The sequence below is a fragment of the Mycobacterium sp. GA-1841 genome (assembly GCF_001954135.1).
Lineage (GTDB): Bacteria > Actinomycetota > Actinomycetes > Mycobacteriales > Mycobacteriaceae > Mycobacterium.
The window spans coordinates 165,832-184,393 of the sequence record NZ_MBEQ01000009.1 but is presented as its reverse complement, the minus strand read 5'-3'; the positions used below and the strand labels follow the sequence as shown (position 1 = coordinate 184,393).

The following is an 18,562-nucleotide window of genomic DNA, read 5'->3' as shown; positions in this document are numbered from 1 at the left end:
CGAGGAAATCTCACTGCCGGGGCAGGCGCCACCCGATCGTCTTGGTCTCGGTGTACTGTGCGAATCCTTCGATGCCGCACTGCCTTCCGACGCCGCTGTTCTTGTATCCGCCGAATGGGGCGTCGGCGCCGTAGTACATGCCGCCATTAACACCAATTGCGCCGGTCCTAATCCGCCGGGCGATACCCATCGCCCGCTCGGATGACGCCGAGACCACCGCACCGGCCAGACCGAAGGCACTGTCGTTGGCGATCCGGACCGCCTCGTCGTCGTCATCGAACGGCAGCATCACCAGCACCGGACCGAACACCTCGTCCTGGGCGATCGACGAGCTCGGATCGGCCCCGACGATCACGGTCGGTGCGACAAAGTGCCCACCACGCAGGTGCTCGGCCAACCCGGCCGGCTCACCGCCGCCCACCGCGATCTCAGCGCCGTCTCGGCGCGCACCATCAAGGGCATCGAGCACACGTTGTTTCTGCGCCGCGCTGATCAACGGACCGACCAGCGTCGTCGGCAATGCCGGATCACCCACCGGGACCGCACCGAAAGCCATCGTCACGTTGGCGACCGCCTCGTCGAACAGGCTGCGGTGCACCAACATCCTGGTGTTGGCCGCGCAGGCCTGGCCCGCGTGCACACAGGCCCCGATCGCGCCGGGGATGATGTGGCCGGGCTTGGCGTCGTCGAGCACGATCATCGCCGACTTGCCGCCGAGCTCCAGGAAGGTGCGTTTCATCGTGTCGGCGCCGACGCGCATCAGGTGCCTGCCGACGGCCGTCGATCCGGTGAAGGACACCATGTCGACGCGCGGGTCAGTCCCCAACTGCCCAGCCACCTCGTTGTCGGGGGTGGGCACCACATTCACCACACCGGGCGGCATGTCGGTGTGCTCGGCGATCAGCCGGCCCAGCCGGGTGGCGTTCCAGGGGGTGTGCGGATCCGGTTTGAGCACCACCGTATTGCCGGCCGCCAGCGCCGGGCCGAGCTTGTTGAGGATCACCTCGATCGGGAAGTTCGACGGCGTGATCGCCGCGACCACACCGACCGCTTCCTTGACCACGGTGCGGGCATTGCGCTCGCCGAACAGGCCCCCGCCGTCGAGCGTGCGCTCCCATTCGAACTCGTCGATCAGCCGGGCCGGGTAGCGCAGCGCGTCGGCCAGCGGCCAGTCGAGTTGGGCATTCTCCGTCGTCATCACCGGGCAGCCGACCTCGGCGATCAATTCCTCACGCAGGTGGTCTTTTTCGGCTTCGATCGCGGCCTGCAACTGACCGAGTACCCGCTGACGGAGCCCGCGGTTGGTGCTCCAATCAGAGTCGTCGAAAGCACGGCGGGCCGCCCCGATCGCGGCATCCATGTCGTGCGTACCCGCAGCAGCCGTCGGCCCGAGCACCAGCCCGGTGGCCGGACTGAGGTTGTCGAACTCGGCACCAGACGCCGCGGCCACCAGGTCACCGTCGATCAACATGCGTTTCTCGGCGCGGCCGGCCGCGCGTCGGCCGATGTCCACACTGGTGATCGCCTGGTCCACGACTTCGCTCACGGCGACAACTGTAACACTTACAGTACGGTGGTCAGCAACTCTCCACCTGCACCGGTACACCGGTCAGCCAGGACATGCCGGCCAGCGCCTCGACATCGGCGGGATCGCTCGACATCAACTGGTTGACGTTGGCGCCGCCGGCCTGGTTGGCCAGCCGCCAACCGCCTTTGCCGTTGTGCCCCCACCCATGCGGAATCGCGATGGTGCCCCGCATGATGTCGTCGGTCAGCGACAAACCCAGCTCGATCTGCCCGTAGGGTGACCGCACCCGCACCTCGTCACCATCGACCAGCTGCCGCGCGGCTGCATCATCGGCGTGCATGAGCGCGCGATGAATCCTCTTGCCCCGCATGAGCAACGGCGAGTTGTGCAACCAGGAATTCTCCGAGCGCGGCTCCCGCATGCCGATCATCCGCAGCGGAAAGCCTTCAGGCGCTACACGACGCGACATCGCGGCGATCTCGGCAGCGATGTCGTCGTGCGCAAGGCGAACGCGTCCCTTCGGATACACCACCACCTCACCGAGCACGCCGGTGCGCAGGTTCGGTGCCACCACCACGCCATGCGGATGCTGCTCGGCCAGGCGACGGAACGTCAGGCCACCCCGGCGCAGGCCGAAGCGATCACCGCCGTCGGCCATCCGGATCATCGCGTCGATCATCGGCCGCGGACTGAGCCGTTTGCCGCGCCGCGCAGCCCGCTTGGCCGCCAGCCGAATCGCGGCGAAAACCGGTGTGCCCACATTCATTCTGCTGATCAGATCGACGACGATGTCCCATTCGGTACGGGCCTGCCCGCGCGGCGCCACCACCGCGTCGGTGGCCTGACGGAACGGAGTGGCCTGGAACATCTGGAACGTGACGGCGAAATCGTCACGCTCGTACATCGTCGTCACGGGCAGGACGTAGTCGCAGTGCGCGGTGGTCTCGTTCACGTAGAGGTCCAGGCCGACCGAGAGTTCCGTCGTCTCCAGCGCTTCTTCCAACTCTTGGCCGTTGGGCACCGACAGCACCGGGTTGCCGGCACCGATGAACATCGCCTTGACCTGACCCTGACCGGGCGTGGTGATCTCCTTGGCCATGAAGGCGGCGGGTTCGGCGCCGATGACCAACGGGAACCCACCGACACGGGTGCGTGCGGTTCGGTAGCTGCGTCGCAACGAGGCACCCATGGCCATCGATCCCCACTTCTGACCGGGAATTCCCAACGTGCTGAACACGCTGCCGCCGGGGGTGTCCAGGTTGCCCGCGACGAGATTCACGGCATCGAGCAGGTAGGTGGTCAAGGTGCCGTTCCGCCCGACACAGGTGCCGAGCCGGCCGTAGACCGCGGCCCGCTCGGTGGTGGCGAGATCGCGGGCCAAGGCGCGAACCGTCTGCGGGTCGATGCCGGTGTGTTGGCGGGTGTCCTCCGGGGTGAACGGCGCGCATTGTCTGTCCAGCCAGTCCAAGCCGTCTGCCTGACTGCGGGCTCGTGCACTGACCAGCCCTTCGGCGAACAGGACCTGCAGGATCGACAGGAGCAGGTAGGCATCGGCATCGGGAATGATGCCGAGCCATTCGAACTGGGCCGCGGTTTCACTGCGCCGCGGATCGACCACCACCACGCGTCCGCCCCGCTTGACGATGTCGTGCATGCGGTCTTTGATCCTCGGCGCGGTCAGGAAACTGCCATGGGAGACCACCGGATTCGCACCCAGCATGACCAGTAGATCGGTACGCATCAGATCCGGGATGGGCACCGGGAACGGTGCACCGTAGAGGAATTGGTTCGCCAGCAGCCGGCTGCTGGTGTCCTGGGTCGATGAACTGAAGAAGTGGCTGCTGCCTCCGATGCCCTTGGCGAACGCCATCGCGCCGAACAGATGGGAGTAACTGAACGCTGCCGGGTTGCCCATGTACCACCCGACCGCGGCGGATCCGTGTGTGCGGTAGATCGCGGTGAGCCGGTCAGCGATGTCGTCGAGTGCCGTATCCCAGCTCACCGGTTCGAAACCGTCGTCGGTCCGTCTCAGCGGGGTGGTGACCCGATCCGGATCGTTGACCACCTCGGTGAAGGCGATGCCTTTCTGGCAGGCGAAGCCTGCCGACAGCGGATGGTCCTTGTCTGGGCGAAGCGCGGTCAGGTGACCGTCTTCGACGGTCGCGATCATGCCGCAGAGCGGCTCACAGATTCGGCAGAACGTCGGCTTGTGCTCGACGGCGTGTGGTGACATGGACACCTCGAAATGGGGGCTGGAACGCGACTACAGATACGCTACTGTAAGAATTACAGTTGGTGTGCATAGTTCATTGATATGAGGAGCTCACAATGCAGAAAGCGCTGGCCCCCGAGATTTCGACGTGGCCCGACGCCGCACCCCGGCTGATCGGCAGCCGGTGCGCCGACTGCAGCGCCACCACCTTCCCGGTTCAGGCCCGTTGCCCGAAGTGCTCCAGCGACAACACCGAGGAGCTTCACCTGCCGGCCGAAGGCACCCTCATCGCCTGGACCACCCAGGGCTTCCCACCCGGGCCTCCGTACAAGGGACCAGGAGGAAAAGACTTCGTCCCGTTCGGCGTCGGCCTGGTCCAGCTGGGTGACGTGATCCGCGTCGAAGGTCGGCTCACCGAAAACGACCCGGCCAAACTGCGGTTCGGCATGGACGTCGAACTCACCATGATCCCGTTTGCGGTTGACGACACGGACCCGGCCAACCCCGCCGAGATCGTCACATTCGCCTTCGCCCCGAAAGGTTCCGACCAGTGACCAATGACGTAGCCATCATCGGCGTCGGCATCCACCCGTTCGGCCGGTTCGAGGGTAAGACCGCGATGCAGATGGGTGTCGAGGCGATCTTCGCCGCAGTGGCCGACGCCGGGGTGGAATGGAAGGACATCGGTGCCGCCGCGGGCGGTAGCTGGACGGTGGCCAATCCCGATGCGATCGTCGGAATGGTCGGGCTGACCGGTATTCCGTTCACCAACGTGTTCAACGCCTGCGCGACGGCGGCCAGCGCCACCAAAGCCTGCGCCGACGGCATCCGGCTCGGCGACTATGACATCGGCATCGCCGTCGGTCTGGACAAGCACCCTCGCGGGGCGTTCACCGAAGACCCGGCGCTGGTCGGCATGCCCAGCTGGTACGCCGAGAACGGCCAGTACCTGACCACCCAGTTCTTCGGCATGAAGGCCAACCGGTACCTGCACGAGCACAACATCTCGCAGCGCACCCTGGCCAAGGTGGCGAACAAGAATTTCCGCAACGGCGCGCTGAACCCGAATGCGTTCCGGCGCAAGCCGATCAGCGAGGACGACATCCTCAACTCGACGATGTTGAACTATCCGCTGACCCAGTACATGTTCTGCGCCCCGGACGAAGGCGCGGCCGCCGTAGTGATGTGCCGGGCCGACATCGCCCACCGCTACACCGACAAGCCCGTGTACCTCAAGGCCGTCGAGGTGCGGACCCGTAGGTACGGCGCCTACGAGGTCAACACCACCTGCGCGCCCGTCGAGGAGGACGTGGCACCCACGGTGTATGCCGCCCGTGCCGCATTCGAGAAGGCCGGGGTGGCACCCGAAGACGTCGACGTCGTCCAACTGCAGGACACTGACGCCGGCGCGGAGATCATCCACATGGCCGAGTGCGGATTCTGCGCCGACGGTGATCAGGAGAAGCTGCTGGCCGACGGTGCCACCGAAATCGGCGGGTCCCTGCCCATCAACACCGACGGCGGCCTGATCGCCAATGGTGAGCCGATCGGTGCCTCGGGCCTGCGCCAGATTCACGAGCTGGTGCGCCAGTTGCGCGGCGAGGCCGGCGACCGGCAGGTGCCCGGCAACCCCCGCGTCGGCTTCGCCCAGCTCTACGGGGCCCCCGGCACAGCCGGCGCCACCGTGTTGACCCTCTGACGTTGGCGCGAGCGGGAGAAAAGGAACCACTGCCATGACTGAGCAGTTCAGGGACGCACCGATCTTCGATGCTGACCAGCACATGTACGAAACCGGCGAGGCGCTCACGAAGTTCCTCCCGGAAAAGTACTCGCGCGCAGTGCAGTACGCCCAGATCGGCCGCCAGACCCGGGTGGTGATCAACAACCGCGTCACCGACTTCATCCCCAACCCGACCTTCGAGCGGGTCGCCGCGCCCGGCGCCCACGAGAAGTTCTTCGCCGGGGAGAACACCGAAGGCCTGACGCTACGGGAGATGCAGGGCAAGGCGATCGACGCGCCGGCGGCTACCCGTAATCCCGAAGATCGCATCAAAGAACTCGACCGCCAGGGTGTGGTCGAGGCCCTGAACTATCCCACCCTGGGCAGCCTCGTCGAGCATTCCAGCGCCGACGATCCGCAGCTGACGCTGGCGATCGTCCACGCGCTCAACGAGTGGATCCTGGAGCACTGGGGCTTCACCTACGCCCACCGCGTGTTCTCCACGCCGATCATCAATCTGTCGGAAGTGGATGCGGCGCAACGGGAACTGGAATGGATCCTTTCCAAAGGCGCCAAGGTCGCGTTGATCAAACCGGGACCGGTCAACGGCCTGCACGGCTGGCGCTCCCCCGCGCTGCCCGAGTTCGACCCGTTCTGGCGTGACGTCGAGGCTGCCGGCCTCCCCATCGTCCTGCACGCGAGCTATCCCCCACTCGACGATTACGTCAACAAGTGGGAGCCGCCCTACACCCAGAATTTCATGGCGCAGAGCGCATTCCGCTGGATGGTGCTGGGCCACCGCGAGATCGCCGACATGCTGACCGCCCTGATCTGCCACGGCACCCTCACCCGGTTCCCCAAACTGCGCATCGCCAGCGTGGAGAACGGCAGCAGCTGGATCTTCCCGCTGTTCCATGATTTCGCCGACCTGTACAAGAAGATGCCGCAGAACTTTCCCGAGCATCCGCATGAGGTCTTCCGGCGCAACGTCTGGGTCAGCCCTTTTTGGGAAGGCTGTGTGTCCGATGTGGTGGAGACGGTCGGTTGGGACAAGGTGCTGTTCGGCTCGGACTACCCGCACCCTGAAGGCCTGGCCGAACCGAAGGGGTTCTGGAAGTACGCCGAGGGCATGGACAACCGCCGCACCTACGACTTCATGGGCGACAACGCCCGGCGGTTCATGGGCCTGCCGATCGCCAATCCCGATCCGGACGCGGCGAAACCACCATCTCTCGCCGAGGTGTGACAGTCAGTGGTCGATCTTGACGGGCAGCTGCAGATACGAGGCCCGGGTTCCTCCAGTGTGAACGACGTGGTGGCCACGGTTCTGCGGGACGTATTCCCGCAGTCCCGGCATCCATGGACCGAACAGATCCTTGGAACTGACCACCAACCGCAACTGTTCGCCTGGATAGAACACCAAGCCGATCGGGGACAGATCGACCTCGATCTCAGCGACCTCACCAGCGCTCAGCTTCTGGACCCGGTCGAAGCTGTGCACCGGGATCTCGTCGGTCGATATCGTGTCGTCCAAATGCCGCATCGACACCCGCAGTCGGCCGGCGGAACCCTTGTACCGCAGGATTGAGGCTCCGTTCTCGGTGAGGTCGTGGATCGTCGCCGACTGATTGGGCACGGTGAATTCCTGCAGGACCGCCCCTTGGGCATTCAGCTTCTGGACAAACACGAACAGGTCCATGTCGTCGGCACCTTTCCCCTCGACCCACAGCCGCGCCTTGGGATAGCCGACCATCGTGATCTCCTGTTCAAAGCGGACGATGAACGACACCATGCCCGGTGCACCTTCCGCGTCGTACTCTGCCGTTGCCTCCGCGACGGGAGCCTCCGTAAGCAAAGCGCGGGTGCGCGCATCGAGGAAATACTTCCTGTAGCTGACGTCACGCGGCGGAAACCGGTCCGCAGGCAGGTTTACGTGGCCGCCTCCCTCCAGGTCGAGCACCGCATACCGGACGTGTGGAGTCTTCTCCCACCCGTTGTCGTCGTCCTTGAGGAAGCGATCGAAAAATCGGCGAAGATCCTCCCGGTTCGTCTGGTCGTAGTAGTCGGGCCACTCCTGCGTGTTGTGAATGCGGAGCCATTTCTTCTCGGAACCCAGTGCCCGCCAGGCACGGAACGTCCCGACCGTGTGCAGTGAGTTCGAATAGCTGGCGACGACGTACGCCGGGACGTTGATCCGGTCGACCCGCGGTATCTTTCTCAGCCACAAATCGTTCATCAGCGGATAGCGTTCGGCTTCGGCAAGAATGTCCTCCTTGCGCCCGTTTCCCCAGAAGCTGTTGTCTCGGAGCTGCCCTGCGAACCCGGTGTCGGGCATGCCTCCGCGCATCACAAGGTCGCGGTAGACATCACTGATGCCTTCCCACGGATTGATCGCCGCGAGATGCGGAGGCCGCTCCGCGGCGGCGAACCATTGCGCCACAGCAAGATAGGAGGTCCCACTCATCGCCACCTTGCCGGTACACCAATCCTGCGTAGCCAGCCATTCGATCAGGTCGTAACAGTCTTCGCCCTCTTGTCGATCCCATAGAACGCTGTCCCCCTGCGAATCTGAGACACCGCGAACATCGGGGTTGCAGATCGCATAGCCGTGGGCGCACCAGTAGGCCGGATCGGGCCCCTCGAACTTGTGCAGACCCGAGACGATTCCGTTGTCGAGGCCGACCAGCTCGAACACTCCCATGGCCGCCGGGGCGCTCCCCTCGCCCTTACCGTACGGGCTCCACGCCACGATCACCGGTACCTTCTCAGTTCCGGCCGGCCGCAAGATGTCGACATAGGTCGTCACCCCGTCGCGCATGGTGACGGCGACGTCCTTGTCCAGCACGATGTCGACCGGTAACGCCTTGAACGCAGGTCTGAGGCGAAATCCCGCTGGGAGCGTACGTGTGCCCGGTTCGAATTCACTGAGCACTCCGTATCTGTCGCCGGGCTCCAACGCGCGCGATGGCATGAAGAGATTCTCTTGCCGGCCCATGGCGACCCCCTTTCAGAGCGCTACTCCTTTTGACACTGGCGAGCGTAGGCCTCACAACTCTTTAAATCAACATCGGTTGATATATGACCCGAAGCAGGCGTACGTTCGGAGCATGGCCGCAAAAGCTGAAGCAGCGCGGGAACGACGGCGCGGACGCCGACCGGGCGTCAGCACGAGCCGACAAACCATCCTCGAGGTGGCGCGGGCCCGCTTTGCCGCCGACGGCTACGCCGCGACCACCATCAGGCAGGTGGCGGCCGACGCCGGGGTCGACGCCGCGCTGGTGATGCAATTTTTCCGGTCCAAAGATGAGCTGTTTGCCGCCGTGATGTCCGTTTCTCCAGACACTTTGGCGCAATTGACCCACGCATTCGACGGGCCTGACGCGCACCTGGGCGAGCGCGTGGTCCGCGCCTTTCTCAACGTGTGGGAAGGTGCCGCGCAGGACTCTCAACCACTGATGGCGATGCTTCGCGGCGCCGTCGTCAACGAGCAGGCGAACATCCAGTTGCGCGAGTTCATCCAGGCACGACTGCTCGTTGCCGTCGGGCCGCACCCGATCGACGCCGACGCGGTGCTCCGTGCCGGACTTGCATCGTCGATGCTCGTAGGGCTCGTGGTGGGGCGTCGCATCGTCGGTGTTCCCGCCCTCGTCGAGGCCGACGTCGAGACGCTGATTGCGCTCGTCGCACCGGCAATCCAGAGCGTCTTGGCACCAGCAGGCGTCCACAACGACCGAAGGAGCTGACCAGATGCGCATTATCACCGTCGAAGAACACTTCGAGCACCCTGAGGTGAGCCGGCGCGTCCTCGAACTCGGCGGCCCACCCAGCGGGCTGCCGATCGAGGAACTCGCCGAGTTCGGTTCGGTTTTCAACGACGACCGCGACGCGGCAACTCGACTCGGGGGCACTCGCTTGGCGCATATGGACGCGGTCGGCATCGATGTCCAAGTGGTCTCGCACGGCAACGGCAGCCCTAGTACATTGGCCGCACCGGAATCGGTCGAATTGTGTCGTCAGGTGAACAATGATCTGGCTCAACAGATTTCCGAGCATCCTGATCGATTCCGCGGCTTCGCGACTCTGCCGCTTCACGACCCCGACGCCGCAGCCGAGGAACTGCGTCGCTGCGTCGGCGATCTCGGATTCGTCGGCGCGTTGATCGCCGGAACATTCGACGGACTCTTCCTCGACGATGCCCGTTTCGATCCGATACTCGCCGCGGCCGAAGCGGTGGACCTGCCGATCTATGTCCATCCCGGCCTACCTCACCGGCAGGTCGCCCGGCCCTACTACTTCGGCGACTGGTCCGCTGCCATCGGAGTGATGTTCTCCGGACCCGCATTCGGGTGGCACGCGGAGGCCGGTATTCACGTCATCCGGCTGATTCTGTCCGGCGCCCTGGACCGCCATCCGGGTCTGAAACTGCTGAGCGGCCACTGGGGTGAGGTGATGGGCTTCTGGCTCGAGCGTCTCGACGAAACATTCGCATTGGTGCGGCCCGACCCCGACCGCAACGTCAGCGACTACTACCGAGAACAAATCTGGGTCACCCCGTCGGGAATGTTCAATCAACATCAGCTCAACCACGTGGTGGCCGAGCTCGGAGCTGAGCGGATCATCTACTCCGAGGACTACCCCTACGTCAAGCGCGACAACGTCGGCGAATTCCTCACCGGCTCCGGACTATCCGATCAAGAGATCCACGCCATCGCACACAACAACGTCGAAACACTGTTGGGCATCTGACGGTTCAGCTGAGCACGTTTGCCGGGATCTTGCCCCGGCAAGGTCCCGGCATCGCCGAGGTTGTTCCTGCCATGACCCGAGCGCACACTCTTTGTATTCAATACAGGGGACTCACATGCGCCCGAGGCGCATCGGGCCACGGACGCCCGGCCGATGGGGGTGCGGCGATGCCGAACACGACAATGATCACATCAAGCCAGACAAGAACTCTCGCGAGGCGAATAGCATCCTCCGCAATGGTTTTCGCCACTGCGACGATGTTCGCCATCGTGGCGCCGACCGGTATTTCGCACGCCGAACCGGGCGTCTGGGACATCGAGGATTTCGACTCCTGCACGGACATCCTCAATGACGGTCTCAATGAATCTCTGCAGGAAAAGATCGACGATACGAAAGGTTGCTGTCGGCACAGCGGCGGGGTGTGGAACGAAGGCCAGCAGAAATGCGAGGCCCCACCGGCCGAAGCCGGCGGTGCAGGACGGCTACCACCGGGGCTTGTGCCCCGCGGCGACCTGCAGGTAGCGCCGCCGGCCCCACCACCTGCGCCGGTACCTGTGCAACCGAGCCTGGCGCCGACCGGCTAGACCGACCGGTCCGGTAACGGCGGAAGCGGCTGGGCGTCCTGCGGATTGAGGGCATCGAGCATCAAGCTCAGATACCGGCGACGCAACGCCGGTGGATGATCGAGCGCCACGGAGGCGGCCGTCACCATCGCGACGAAGGTGGGTACGTCGTCGACCGTGAGATCAGCCCGCAGATCGCCGGCGGCCTGTCCCTGCGTCACCAGCGCCTCCAGTAATTCACGTTTCCGGCTGAACAGCCTGGCGGTGAGTTCGGTGAGGTGATCCAGCGAGGGCTGCAGTGGCCGCTGAAGGTACATGAGTTCGGCCAACCGCTCGATCACGTCGATGAACGCCTCACGCGGCGCGTCGCTCTCGATCAGAGCCAGGATCACCGGTTCGACGTCGGTGGTGAACGCGTCCTCATAGACCGCGGCCGCGAGGGCCTGCCGGTTCGGGAAATGCCGGTACAACGTCGCATTGCCGACGCCGGCCCGGGCGGCCACCTGGGTCAGCGTCGCGGTGGTGCCTTCTTGGGCGAACACTTCACGGGCCGCCGCGATGATGCGGTTCTCGTTGGCGTAGGCGTCCGTGCGACGCCGGCTGGTTGTGGCAGGCATATCCGTTCCGAGTACGTGGCGCAGGTCATGTCTGTGCACCGACAATGGGGTTCGCAACAAACGATAGCTGACTCCCATATTGGGAGCTTACTCTCACTTATATGTCCACCTATCTGTACCGGCTGGGACGCTTCGCGTTCAGTCGTCCATGGCTCGTGATCGGCGGTTGGCTTGCGCTGATCGCCGTGGTGGCCGGACTGCTCGTGACGAACCCTCCGAAGATCTCCAACGAGATGCGCATCGACGGGACCCCGGCGCAGCAGGTCATCGACGATCTGGCACAGCGCATGCCCGAGTCCTCGGGCGGGCAGGGCATGATCGCTTTTGCCGCCCCAGCTGGTCAGCGCATCGATGCCGGCGACAATCTTGCCGCCGTGCTGCGCGCCGTCGAGTCCGTATCGCACGCCGACCACGTGCTCGATCCGTCCGCGGCCGCCCAGGCTGAGCTGGCCAAGGGACCGGCCAGCCCGACGCTGACCGCCTCAGCGGCCATCGCGCGCTCGTCGGTTCCGACAGCTGGGGACGGCGGTGCACGGCCGTTGCTGAGCAATGGTCAGCCCGTGCCCGGTGTGCTCGTTTCTGCCGACGGTGCCGCTGCGCTGTATCAGTTCCAGTTCGACAAGCAGACCGCCGAACTGCCGTCGGGCACCGTCGAACACACGGTGGACGCCGCGCGCGACGCGGTCGCCGCCACCGGGATCGAGGTGCTGCCGTCGGCAAGCATGGTCGAGATGCCCGAGATCGTCGGCGTCGGCGAGGTCGTCGGCTTGGCAGTTGCCGCGCTGGTCCTGATCGTGACGTTGGGCTCGCTCGTGGCCGCGGGCCTGCCCCTGGCCACCGCACTGAGTTCTGTCGCAGTCGGCGTCGGCGGCACCTTCCTGCTCTCGCACCTGGTCAACATGCAATCGATGACCGCGGTGCTGGCGTTGATGCTGGGACTGGCCGTCGGCATCGACTACGCGATGTTCATCGTCAACCGCCAGCGCCGGCTGATCGTCGATCAGGGGCTCAGCGCCGCCGAGGCCACCGGACGGGCGCTCGGAACCGCCGGCAGCGCAGTGATTTTCGCCGGCACCACCGTGGTCATCGCGCTCGTCGCCCTGACTGTCGTCGGCATCTCCTTGCTGACGCCGATGGCGTTGGCTGCCGCCGCGACGGTGGTCGTTGCGGTGATCGCCGCTCTGACGCTGCTGCCGGCACTGCTCGGACTCGTGGGTGAACGCATCTGCTCGGACAAGACGCGGCACGCACACGCCGCTGACAACGGGGCGAGCCATCGCTTCGCCACGGCCTGGGTCGGCGCGGTGCTGCGCCACCGGGTGCCCGTCGCCATCGGCGGTGTAGTGATCGCTGCACTGCTGGCGCTGCCGGCCCTCAACATGTCGATGGGTCTACCGGCCGGTGCCAGCTACAACCAGGGCACGCCGCAGCGCGAGAGTTACGACTTGGTCGCCACCCACTACGGCGAGGGGTACAACGGACCGCTGGTCGTGGTCGCCGAACCGACGGCCGGCCACGGCAAGCTGACGATCACCGACCTGGTCGACACCAACACCGATCTGCGTCGGCTCTCCGGCGTCGAATCGGTGAGCCTGCAAAAGGTCAGTGACAATGAGGAATTCGCCCTGTTCTCGGTCGTGCCGAGCACCGGGCCCACCGACGATGCCACAGCCCAACTGGTGCGGGACATCCGGGCGCACGCCGGTCCGCTGACCGAGCTGCACAACGTCGATCTGGGTGTCACTGGGATCACCGCGATGGGCGTCGACACGACCGACCGTCTCGCGGAGGCCATACCGCTCTACATCGGCGTGGTCGTCGGTCTGTCGCTACTGGTGTTGCTGGTGGTTTTCCGGTCGATCGCCGTCCCCGTCAAGGCCACCGTCGGATTCCTGCTCAGCGTGTTGGCTACCTTCGGTGCCACCACCGCGCTGTTCCAATGGGGTTGGGTCCAGCAGTTGTTCGGCTTGAGCGCAACGGGACCGATCCTGAGCCTGCTACCGATCATCGTGATCGGTGTGCTCTACGGGCTCGCCATGGACTACCAGGTGTTCCTCGTGTCCTCGATGAAGGAGGCCCATGTGCACGGCCACCGCGGCGACGACGCGGTGACCCACGGCTTCACCCAGGCCAGCCGCGTTGTCGTGGCGGCCGCGGTGATCATGATGTCGGTGTTCGCCGGGTTCGTGTTCAACGGTGATCCGATGATCAAGCAGATCGGCTTCGCGCTGGCCTTCGGTGTGCTGATCGACGCCTTCGTGGTGCGGATGGCCATCGTGCCGGCCGTGATGTCGATGCTGGGGGAAAAGGCGTGGTGGCTGCCCAAGCGCCTGGAGCGCATCCTGCCCAACCTCGACATCGAGGGCGACCAGCTGAACAAGCAGCTGGCCGAGGCGGACTCCGGCGACCAGTCAGACCTGGCGCACCGCTGAGCAGACGCAAACCTGCCCAATTTCTTTGGAAATTGGGCAGGTTTGTGTCTGCTCGCGCTAGGACGCTTTCGCCTTGGGCGCCGAATAGTTCGGCTTACCCAGGCCCAGCACGTGCTGGGCGATCATGTTGCGGAACACCTCGAGCGTGCCGCCGTAGATGCCGACCAGCGGCGCGAACCGGTAGACGTACTCACTGCGGTCATCGGCTCCCCCGTCGGCCCCGATCGGCAGTGCGGCCACCGACCCTGCGATGTCCATCAGGTCCGGGGCGATGTCACGCATGGTCTGCGCCAGCGCCACGCGTCCGAAGATGCTGGGCGACGACAAGGATGCCTCCAGCCGGGCCACACTGCGGCCCAACCGATATGCCACCGACCCGTCTTCGATCGCGCCGTTGCTGCCGACCAGTGCGGCGACATTGTCCGCCGCTTCGGCCATAAACCCGGCCTGATGCATCATGATCGCGACATCGGCGAGCCCGTCGTGGGCCGCGGCGACGGCACCGTGCTCGGCGTCGAGCGGTTCCCGCACCACCGTCCAGCCTCCGTTGACGTCACCGAGCCGGTACTTGTCATCGACGCGCACGTCGGAGTAGTAGACGATGTTGGTGCGGTCGCCGTCGACAGTACGAATGCCCTGGATCTCGATGCCGGGCAGATCGAGCGGCACCAGGAACATGGTGAGGCTCTTGTGTTTCGGCGCTTCAGGGTCGGTGTTGGTGATCAGAAAGACGTACTGGCAGTTGTGGGCACCGGTGGTGAACATCTTGGACCCATTGATGATCCAGCTCGACCCATCCGCTTCCCGCACGGCGCGGGTCTTACACGTCGCAACATCGGAACCGCCCTCGGGTTCGGTGTAGCCCAGGCACATCCGCACGGTGCCATCGAATACTCCGCGCAGCACCTCGTCTCGAATTTCGGGCGCGGCGAACTTGGCCACCGAGCGGGCCACCATCATCGTCGTACCTCCGGTCACCCATGGCACCTCGGCTCGTCGCTTCTCCAGTTGCCAGATCCGTCGGCGTACGCGCGAGAAACCACCTTCGGTCTCGGGTTTGAATTCCTTCTCCAGATATCCGGCAGCGCCCATAGCCAGATGGACGCCCTCGTCGAAGTTGTCGCCGGTCTCGCGGTCGCGCCGGATGACGTCCTCGGTCACCACCCCGGCCAGGAACTCGCGCACCTCGGTTCGGAACGCGTCATCTTCGGCGGACAGTTCAACTGTTGAGAAATCCATGTTCAGACCTTGCTTTCACGAGCTGCCACGATCTGGGCGATGTGTACTGCGGTGGCGCCCGGATCCCCGCCGGCCAGGGCCCAACCGCGAGCTCGCACCAGATAGGCGGTGGCCGCGGCTTCCGCGGACACCCCGAGGCCGCCTTGAACGTGTACCGCCATGGTGGCAGCCTTGGCGGCCTCCTCCGCCATGAATACGAACGCCGACGGAGCCAGTTCGGGCCGCTCGTCCGGCTCGTTGTCGAGGAACCATGCGGCCCGATGTGACAGCCCACGGCCGCTCTGAACCGTGATCGCGATGTTGGCGAGCGGATGGGAAATGCCTTGCAGCGTCCCGATCGGCACCCCGAGGGTGTAGCGGGACTTGGCGAACTCGGCGGCGATGGTCATGGTCTCCTCGACCAACCCGACCAGCGCCGAGGCCGTCAGCAGACGCCATTCATCCAAGGCCCGTTGGTATTCCGCGGCGGCCTCGGTACCACTGGCCAGCACGACGCGGGTGTCGGCGGCGGCCGGGTCCACCCAGGCCATCGGCAGCTTGCCGATGTTGTCGACGCGGGCCGGTCGCGTGGAGAACGCGAGCTTCACGATGTCATCGCCATCACGCAGGACGATGTGGTCGGCGATCGACCCGGTAGGGATCAGCCGCGGCCCGGTCGGGGCGACCTGCTGGGGATCGAACCCGACGATATGTGTGCCCTGCACGATCTCCTCGGACTCGCACGCACCCAGACGGGCCAGCAACCGCGCCGTCACCACATGATCGATCCACGGCACCGGCGCCAGCGAGCGTCCTAGCTCCTCGGCCACCAGGGTCAGGTCGACGAGTGTCGCGCCGTCACCCCCGACGGCTTCGGGTAGCGCCATCGTGGTGGCGCCCATGGCGCACAACCGTTCCCACAAGCTCTTGTCGAATCCGGACGGCTCGGAGGCCCGCACGGCCTCGATGTCGGAATGCGTTTTGAAGAACTGCCGATACGCGGTCTGCAGGTCGACATGATCCTCGGACAGGCTGTAGTCCAGTCTGCGTAGTTCGTAGCGGTCCATCAGCTCTCCGTCTCGTGGGTCTGGCCGAAGAAGAACTCGGCGGCGTTGTTGTACAGGTAGTTGTCGAGAACGTCCTCGGGCAGATCCAGTGCCAGCGCCTCGGGCACCACGCGTTGCATACGCAGCACCGGGAAGTCGGACGCGAAGATGATCTTGTTCTTGCCGCGGGTGCGCATGAAATGCAGCAGGGACTCCGGTAGCCGCTTGGGAGACCAGGCCGAGGTCATCAGCCGTAGGTTCTGATACTTGATGAGCATCCGAATCGCGATGTCCCACCACGGATCCGCACCGTGGATCATGCACAGCTTCAACTCCGGGAACCGCACACATACCCGGTCCAGATGGATCGGGTTCTGCACCTCACCGGGAATCGGCGGACCGGGAAGACCCGTGTTGACACACAGTGGCAATTCGAGCTCCGCGCATTTGGTGTAGAGCGGATAGTACACCGCGTCGCTCGGTGGATATTGTCCGTCGGCCCAGAAGCTTGGTCCGACAGCGGCATAAGCCACCGGAAGGTCGGACACGACGGCCGAGAGTTCACGTAACGACGGTATCGGACGCAACAGGTTCATCCCGCCAATCGCCAACGCGAAACGGTCTGGGTGCGCCTCGACGAACTTTCGCGCCGTCACCGACGGCTTGGCCAGCGAGTCCATCAAGATGGCCTTCCGCACACCGTGAGAGTCCATCTCGTCGAGCATCTCCGACAAGTCGATCGGGTCGTACATCGACTTCGGGCCCTTGAAGTAATCGTCGCGCACCTTCTTCATGAAGGTGGGCTGGTTTTCGGTCTCGCCGAAATGCACGTTGGCCAGACAGTCGATGACGCGGTTCGCCTTGTCGCTCATACCTTTATTCCTCCCGTCGCAATACCCTTGGCCCACCGGTAATCGGCCTTGCCGTTGCCGAGCCTGCGAATCTCCTCGACGAACAACACCGCCTTGGGAAGCTTGAACCGGGCCAGCCGGGTCGCACAGTGATCGCGGAGGCCGTCGGCGTCCACCGCCCCGCGAGTCGACACCAGCGCGACAACTTCTTCGCCCCAGCGCTCACTCGGACGCCCCACCGCCAGTGCATCCACTACCTGGGGGTGTGCGCGCAGGGCCTCTTCGATCTCCTCGACAAACACCTTTTCCCCGCCGGTGTTGACCACCAACGAATCCCGCCCGAGCAAGCGCAGGCTGCCGTCGGCCTCCAGCGAGGCACGGTCACCGGACACCACGACGCGCTCACCGGCCACCTCGGGGAAGGTCTTTCCGGTCGCCGCCTCATCGTTGAAGTAGCCCAACGGGATTCGACCGTTGCGGGCCACCCAGCCGACCGCGCTGTCACCGGGCTCGAGGAACCGAGAGTAATCGTCGGCCAGCACCAAACCGCCGGCGCGTAGCTGGAATGTTTCTGCGGTCGGGGTTTCGCGCTGGGTGTGGCCGAAGCCCATGTTGCCGGTCTCCGAGGAACCGAATCCGTTGATGATGGTGATCTGCGGGATGTGTTCGAGCAGGGCGCGTTGATGTTTTGGGTTGGTAGCCGCGCCGCCGGTACCGATCGCGAACATCGACGACAGGTCGTAGGACCGACGGCTCAGCTCCTCGACGATCGGCGCGGCATACGCGTCACCCACCATCGTCATCAGCCCGATCTTCTCCCGCTGCGCGGTTTCGAGCACCGCGCGCGGGTCGAACCGGGGCTTGGTGTCGTGTAACACCACGGTCTGTCCCGACAGCAGACCCGAGAACGCGGTCCACATCCCGGCCGCGTGCATCAACGGCGACACCGCGAACCAGGGCGGCCCGGCATGGGCCACCTTGTCGTGGATCTCGCCGACCTGCTCATGATCCGCGCCGTTCATCGAGGAGACGTAGATGTCGCCCTGACGCCACATCACGCCTTTGGGCCTGCCCGTCGTACCGCCGGTGCATACCATCAGCAGGTCATCGGGGGACGTGGCCACCCTGTGATCGGTATTCCCTTGCAAGAGCGCGTCTTCCAGCCTCACCGCGCCTGGCAGGTCGACGCCGTCACCGTCGTCGACCGAGATCAAGACCTCGGCGGTGGTCTTTGGGAGCACGTCGGCGAACTTGGCGCCCAACGAGCGGTGGTAGATCACCGCCCGTGGCTTCAAGTAGGCCAGCAGATCGGCCACCTCGCCCGCTGTGTAGTAGTAATTCACGTTGACCGGCACCGTGCGCGCCTTGAGACAGCCGATCACCATCTCCGGGTACAGATCGTTGTGCATTACGAGGGCGACGACGTCCTGACCGCATTCCCAGCGGTTGAGGTCCCGTCGCTCGCGGTGCGCCCCCAACCCGGCCGACGCCAGGAAGTTCGCCAACCGCCGGGTTTGTTCGGCCCCCTGCGCAAAGGTGGTGCGGCGGTCGCCACACACCGTCATCTCCCGGTCAGGCACCGCTTCAGCAATCGCGTCGACGACGGCGCCGATCGTCCATTCGGCCATC

The 18,562-nt window shown here is 65.0% G+C and carries 15 protein-coding genes; 7 read left to right on the top strand and 8 right to left on the bottom strand.

The window, feature by feature from the left end; all coding sequences use genetic code 11:
* Window positions 1-10 precede the first annotated feature (10 nt).
* Together A5740_RS02070 and A5740_RS02065 are read right to left on the bottom strand one after the other, a co-directional pair.
* Window positions 11-1,546 carry an aldehyde dehydrogenase family protein gene (locus A5740_RS02070; RefSeq protein ID WP_076191053.1) on the bottom strand — a complete coding sequence of 512 codons (1,536 nt, stop codon included), beginning with the start codon at window positions 1,544-1,546 and terminating at the stop codon, window positions 11-13.
* Window positions 1,547-1,577: 31 nt separating this feature from the next.
* Entirely contained in the window at window positions 1,578-3,761 is a 2,184-nt protein-coding gene (locus A5740_RS02065; RefSeq protein ID WP_076191052.1) for a molybdopterin-dependent oxidoreductase, read from the bottom strand.
* 95 nt (window positions 3,762-3,856) lie between these two features.
* Between A5740_RS02065 and A5740_RS02060 the strand changes: the two genes are divergently transcribed.
* The 3 genes from A5740_RS02060 to A5740_RS02050 are packed head-to-tail and all read left to right on the top strand — an operon-like array spanning window position 3,857 to window position 6,706.
* The gene (locus tag A5740_RS02060) at window positions 3,857-4,294 is read left to right on the top strand and encodes a Zn-ribbon domain-containing OB-fold protein (RefSeq protein ID WP_076191050.1); all 438 of its coding nucleotides are present in this window, start codon (window positions 3,857-3,859) and stop codon (window positions 4,292-4,294) included.
* Entirely contained in the window at window positions 4,291-5,439 is a 1,149-nt protein-coding gene (locus tag A5740_RS02055) for a thiolase family protein (RefSeq protein WP_076191048.1), read from the top strand. Before A5740_RS02060 ends, A5740_RS02055 begins: the two co-directional genes overlap by 4 nt.
* Window positions 5,440-5,473: 34 nt before the next feature.
* Entirely contained in the window at window positions 5,474-6,706 is a 1,233-nt protein-coding gene (locus tag A5740_RS02050; protein WP_076191047.1) for an amidohydrolase family protein, read from the top strand.
* A gap of 3 nt (window positions 6,707-6,709) precedes the next feature.
* Here A5740_RS02050 and A5740_RS02045 read toward each other — a convergent pair whose 3' ends face one another.
* Complete coding sequence (locus A5740_RS02045) at window positions 6,710-8,431, bottom strand: CocE/NonD family hydrolase (RefSeq protein WP_217696675.1); 1,722 nt, start codon at window positions 8,429-8,431, stop codon at window positions 6,710-6,712.
* Window positions 8,432-8,651: 220 nt separating this feature from the next.
* Here A5740_RS02045 and A5740_RS02040 point away from each other — a divergent pair, with 220 nt between their 5' ends.
* The 3 genes from A5740_RS02040 to A5740_RS02030 all read left to right on the top strand — a co-directional run bounded on the left by A5740_RS02040 (window position 8,652) and on the right by A5740_RS02030 (window position 10,790).
* The gene (locus A5740_RS02040) at window positions 8,652-9,203 is read left to right on the top strand and encodes a TetR family transcriptional regulator (protein WP_217696674.1); all 552 of its coding nucleotides are present in this window, start codon (window positions 8,652-8,654) and stop codon (window positions 9,201-9,203) included.
* Window positions 9,204-9,207: 4 nt separating this feature from the next.
* Window positions 9,208-10,206 (top strand): amidohydrolase family protein, encoded by a 999-nt coding sequence (locus A5740_RS02035; RefSeq protein ID WP_076191042.1) that lies wholly within the window; start codon window positions 9,208-9,210, stop codon window positions 10,204-10,206.
* Window positions 10,207-10,442: 236 nt separating this feature from the next.
* A complete protein-coding gene (locus A5740_RS02030; RefSeq protein WP_076191040.1) occupies window positions 10,443-10,790 on the top strand; it encodes a hypothetical protein in 348 nt (115 codons plus the stop codon).
* On the opposite strand, the gene A5740_RS02025 is transcribed toward A5740_RS02030, so the two are convergent.
* Window positions 10,787-11,386, bottom strand: a complete 600-nt coding sequence (locus A5740_RS02025; RefSeq protein WP_076191039.1) for a TetR/AcrR family transcriptional regulator — start codon at window positions 11,384-11,386, stop codon at window positions 10,787-10,789. The genes A5740_RS02030 and A5740_RS02025 overlap by 4 nt on opposite strands.
* A 101-nt stretch (window positions 11,387-11,487) precedes the next feature.
* On the opposite strand from A5740_RS02025, the gene A5740_RS02020 reads away from it, so the two are divergent.
* A complete protein-coding gene (locus A5740_RS02020) occupies window positions 11,488-13,818 on the top strand; it encodes an MMPL family transporter (protein ID WP_076191037.1) in 2,331 nt (776 codons plus the stop codon).
* 57 nt (window positions 13,819-13,875) lie between these two features.
* On the opposite strand, the gene A5740_RS02015 is transcribed toward A5740_RS02020, so the two are convergent.
* Genes A5740_RS02015 through A5740_RS02000 form a run of 4 tightly spaced genes read right to left on the bottom strand, consistent with a single transcriptional unit; the run spans window position 13,876 to window position 18,561 of the window.
* Window positions 13,876-15,057 carry an acyl-CoA dehydrogenase family protein gene (locus A5740_RS02015; protein WP_076191036.1) on the bottom strand — a complete coding sequence of 394 codons (1,182 nt, stop codon included), beginning with the start codon at window positions 15,055-15,057 and terminating at the stop codon, window positions 13,876-13,878.
* A 2-nt stretch (window positions 15,058-15,059) separates the two neighbouring features.
* Complete coding sequence (locus A5740_RS02010) at window positions 15,060-16,103, bottom strand: acyl-CoA dehydrogenase family protein (RefSeq protein ID WP_076191034.1); 1,044 nt, start codon at window positions 16,101-16,103, stop codon at window positions 15,060-15,062.
* Window positions 16,103-16,954, bottom strand: coding sequence for an amidohydrolase family protein (locus tag A5740_RS02005; RefSeq protein ID WP_076191033.1), 852 nt, complete (start codon window positions 16,952-16,954; stop codon window positions 16,103-16,105). Before A5740_RS02005 ends, A5740_RS02010 begins: the two co-directional genes overlap by 1 nt.
* Complete coding sequence (locus A5740_RS02000) at window positions 16,951-18,561, bottom strand: acyl-CoA synthetase (protein ID WP_076191031.1); 1,611 nt, start codon at window positions 18,559-18,561, stop codon at window positions 16,951-16,953. The genes A5740_RS02005 and A5740_RS02000 overlap by 4 nt, the downstream gene beginning before the upstream one ends.
* Window position 18,562 lies beyond the last annotated feature (1 nt).

Coding starts and splice junctions, on each gene's coding strand:
- A5740_RS02065 (WP_076191052.1), bottom strand. CDS start 3,761: ATGTCACCACACGCCGTCGAGCACAAGCCGACGTTCTGCCGAATCTGT.
- A5740_RS02060 (WP_076191050.1), top strand. CDS start 3,857: ATGCAGAAAGCGCTGGCCCCCGAGATTTCGACGTGGCCCGACGCCGCA.
- A5740_RS02050 (WP_076191047.1), top strand. CDS start 5,474: ATGACTGAGCAGTTCAGGGACGCACCGATCTTCGATGCTGACCAGCAC.
- A5740_RS02045 (WP_217696675.1), bottom strand. CDS start 8,431: ATGCCATCGCGCGCGTTGGAGCCCGGCGACAGATACGGAGTGCTCAGT.
- A5740_RS02035 (WP_076191042.1), top strand. CDS start 9,208: ATGCGCATTATCACCGTCGAAGAACACTTCGAGCACCCTGAGGTGAGC.
- A5740_RS02030 (WP_076191040.1), top strand. CDS start 10,443: ATGGTTTTCGCCACTGCGACGATGTTCGCCATCGTGGCGCCGACCGGT.
- A5740_RS02025 (WP_076191039.1), bottom strand. CDS start 11,386: ATGCCTGCCACAACCAGCCGGCGTCGCACGGACGCCTACGCCAACGAG.
- A5740_RS02020 (WP_076191037.1), top strand. CDS start 11,488: ATGTCCACCTATCTGTACCGGCTGGGACGCTTCGCGTTCAGTCGTCCA.
- A5740_RS02015 (WP_076191036.1), bottom strand. CDS start 15,057: ATGGATTTCTCAACAGTTGAACTGTCCGCCGAAGATGACGCGTTCCGA.
- A5740_RS02010 (WP_076191034.1), bottom strand. CDS start 16,103: ATGGACCGCTACGAACTACGCAGACTGGACTACAGCCTGTCCGAGGAT.
- A5740_RS02005 (WP_076191033.1), bottom strand. CDS start 16,954: ATGAGCGACAAGGCGAACCGCGTCATCGACTGTCTGGCCAACGTGCAT.
- A5740_RS02000 (WP_076191031.1), bottom strand. CDS start 18,561: ATGGCCGAATGGACGATCGGCGCCGTCGTCGACGCGATTGCTGAAGCG.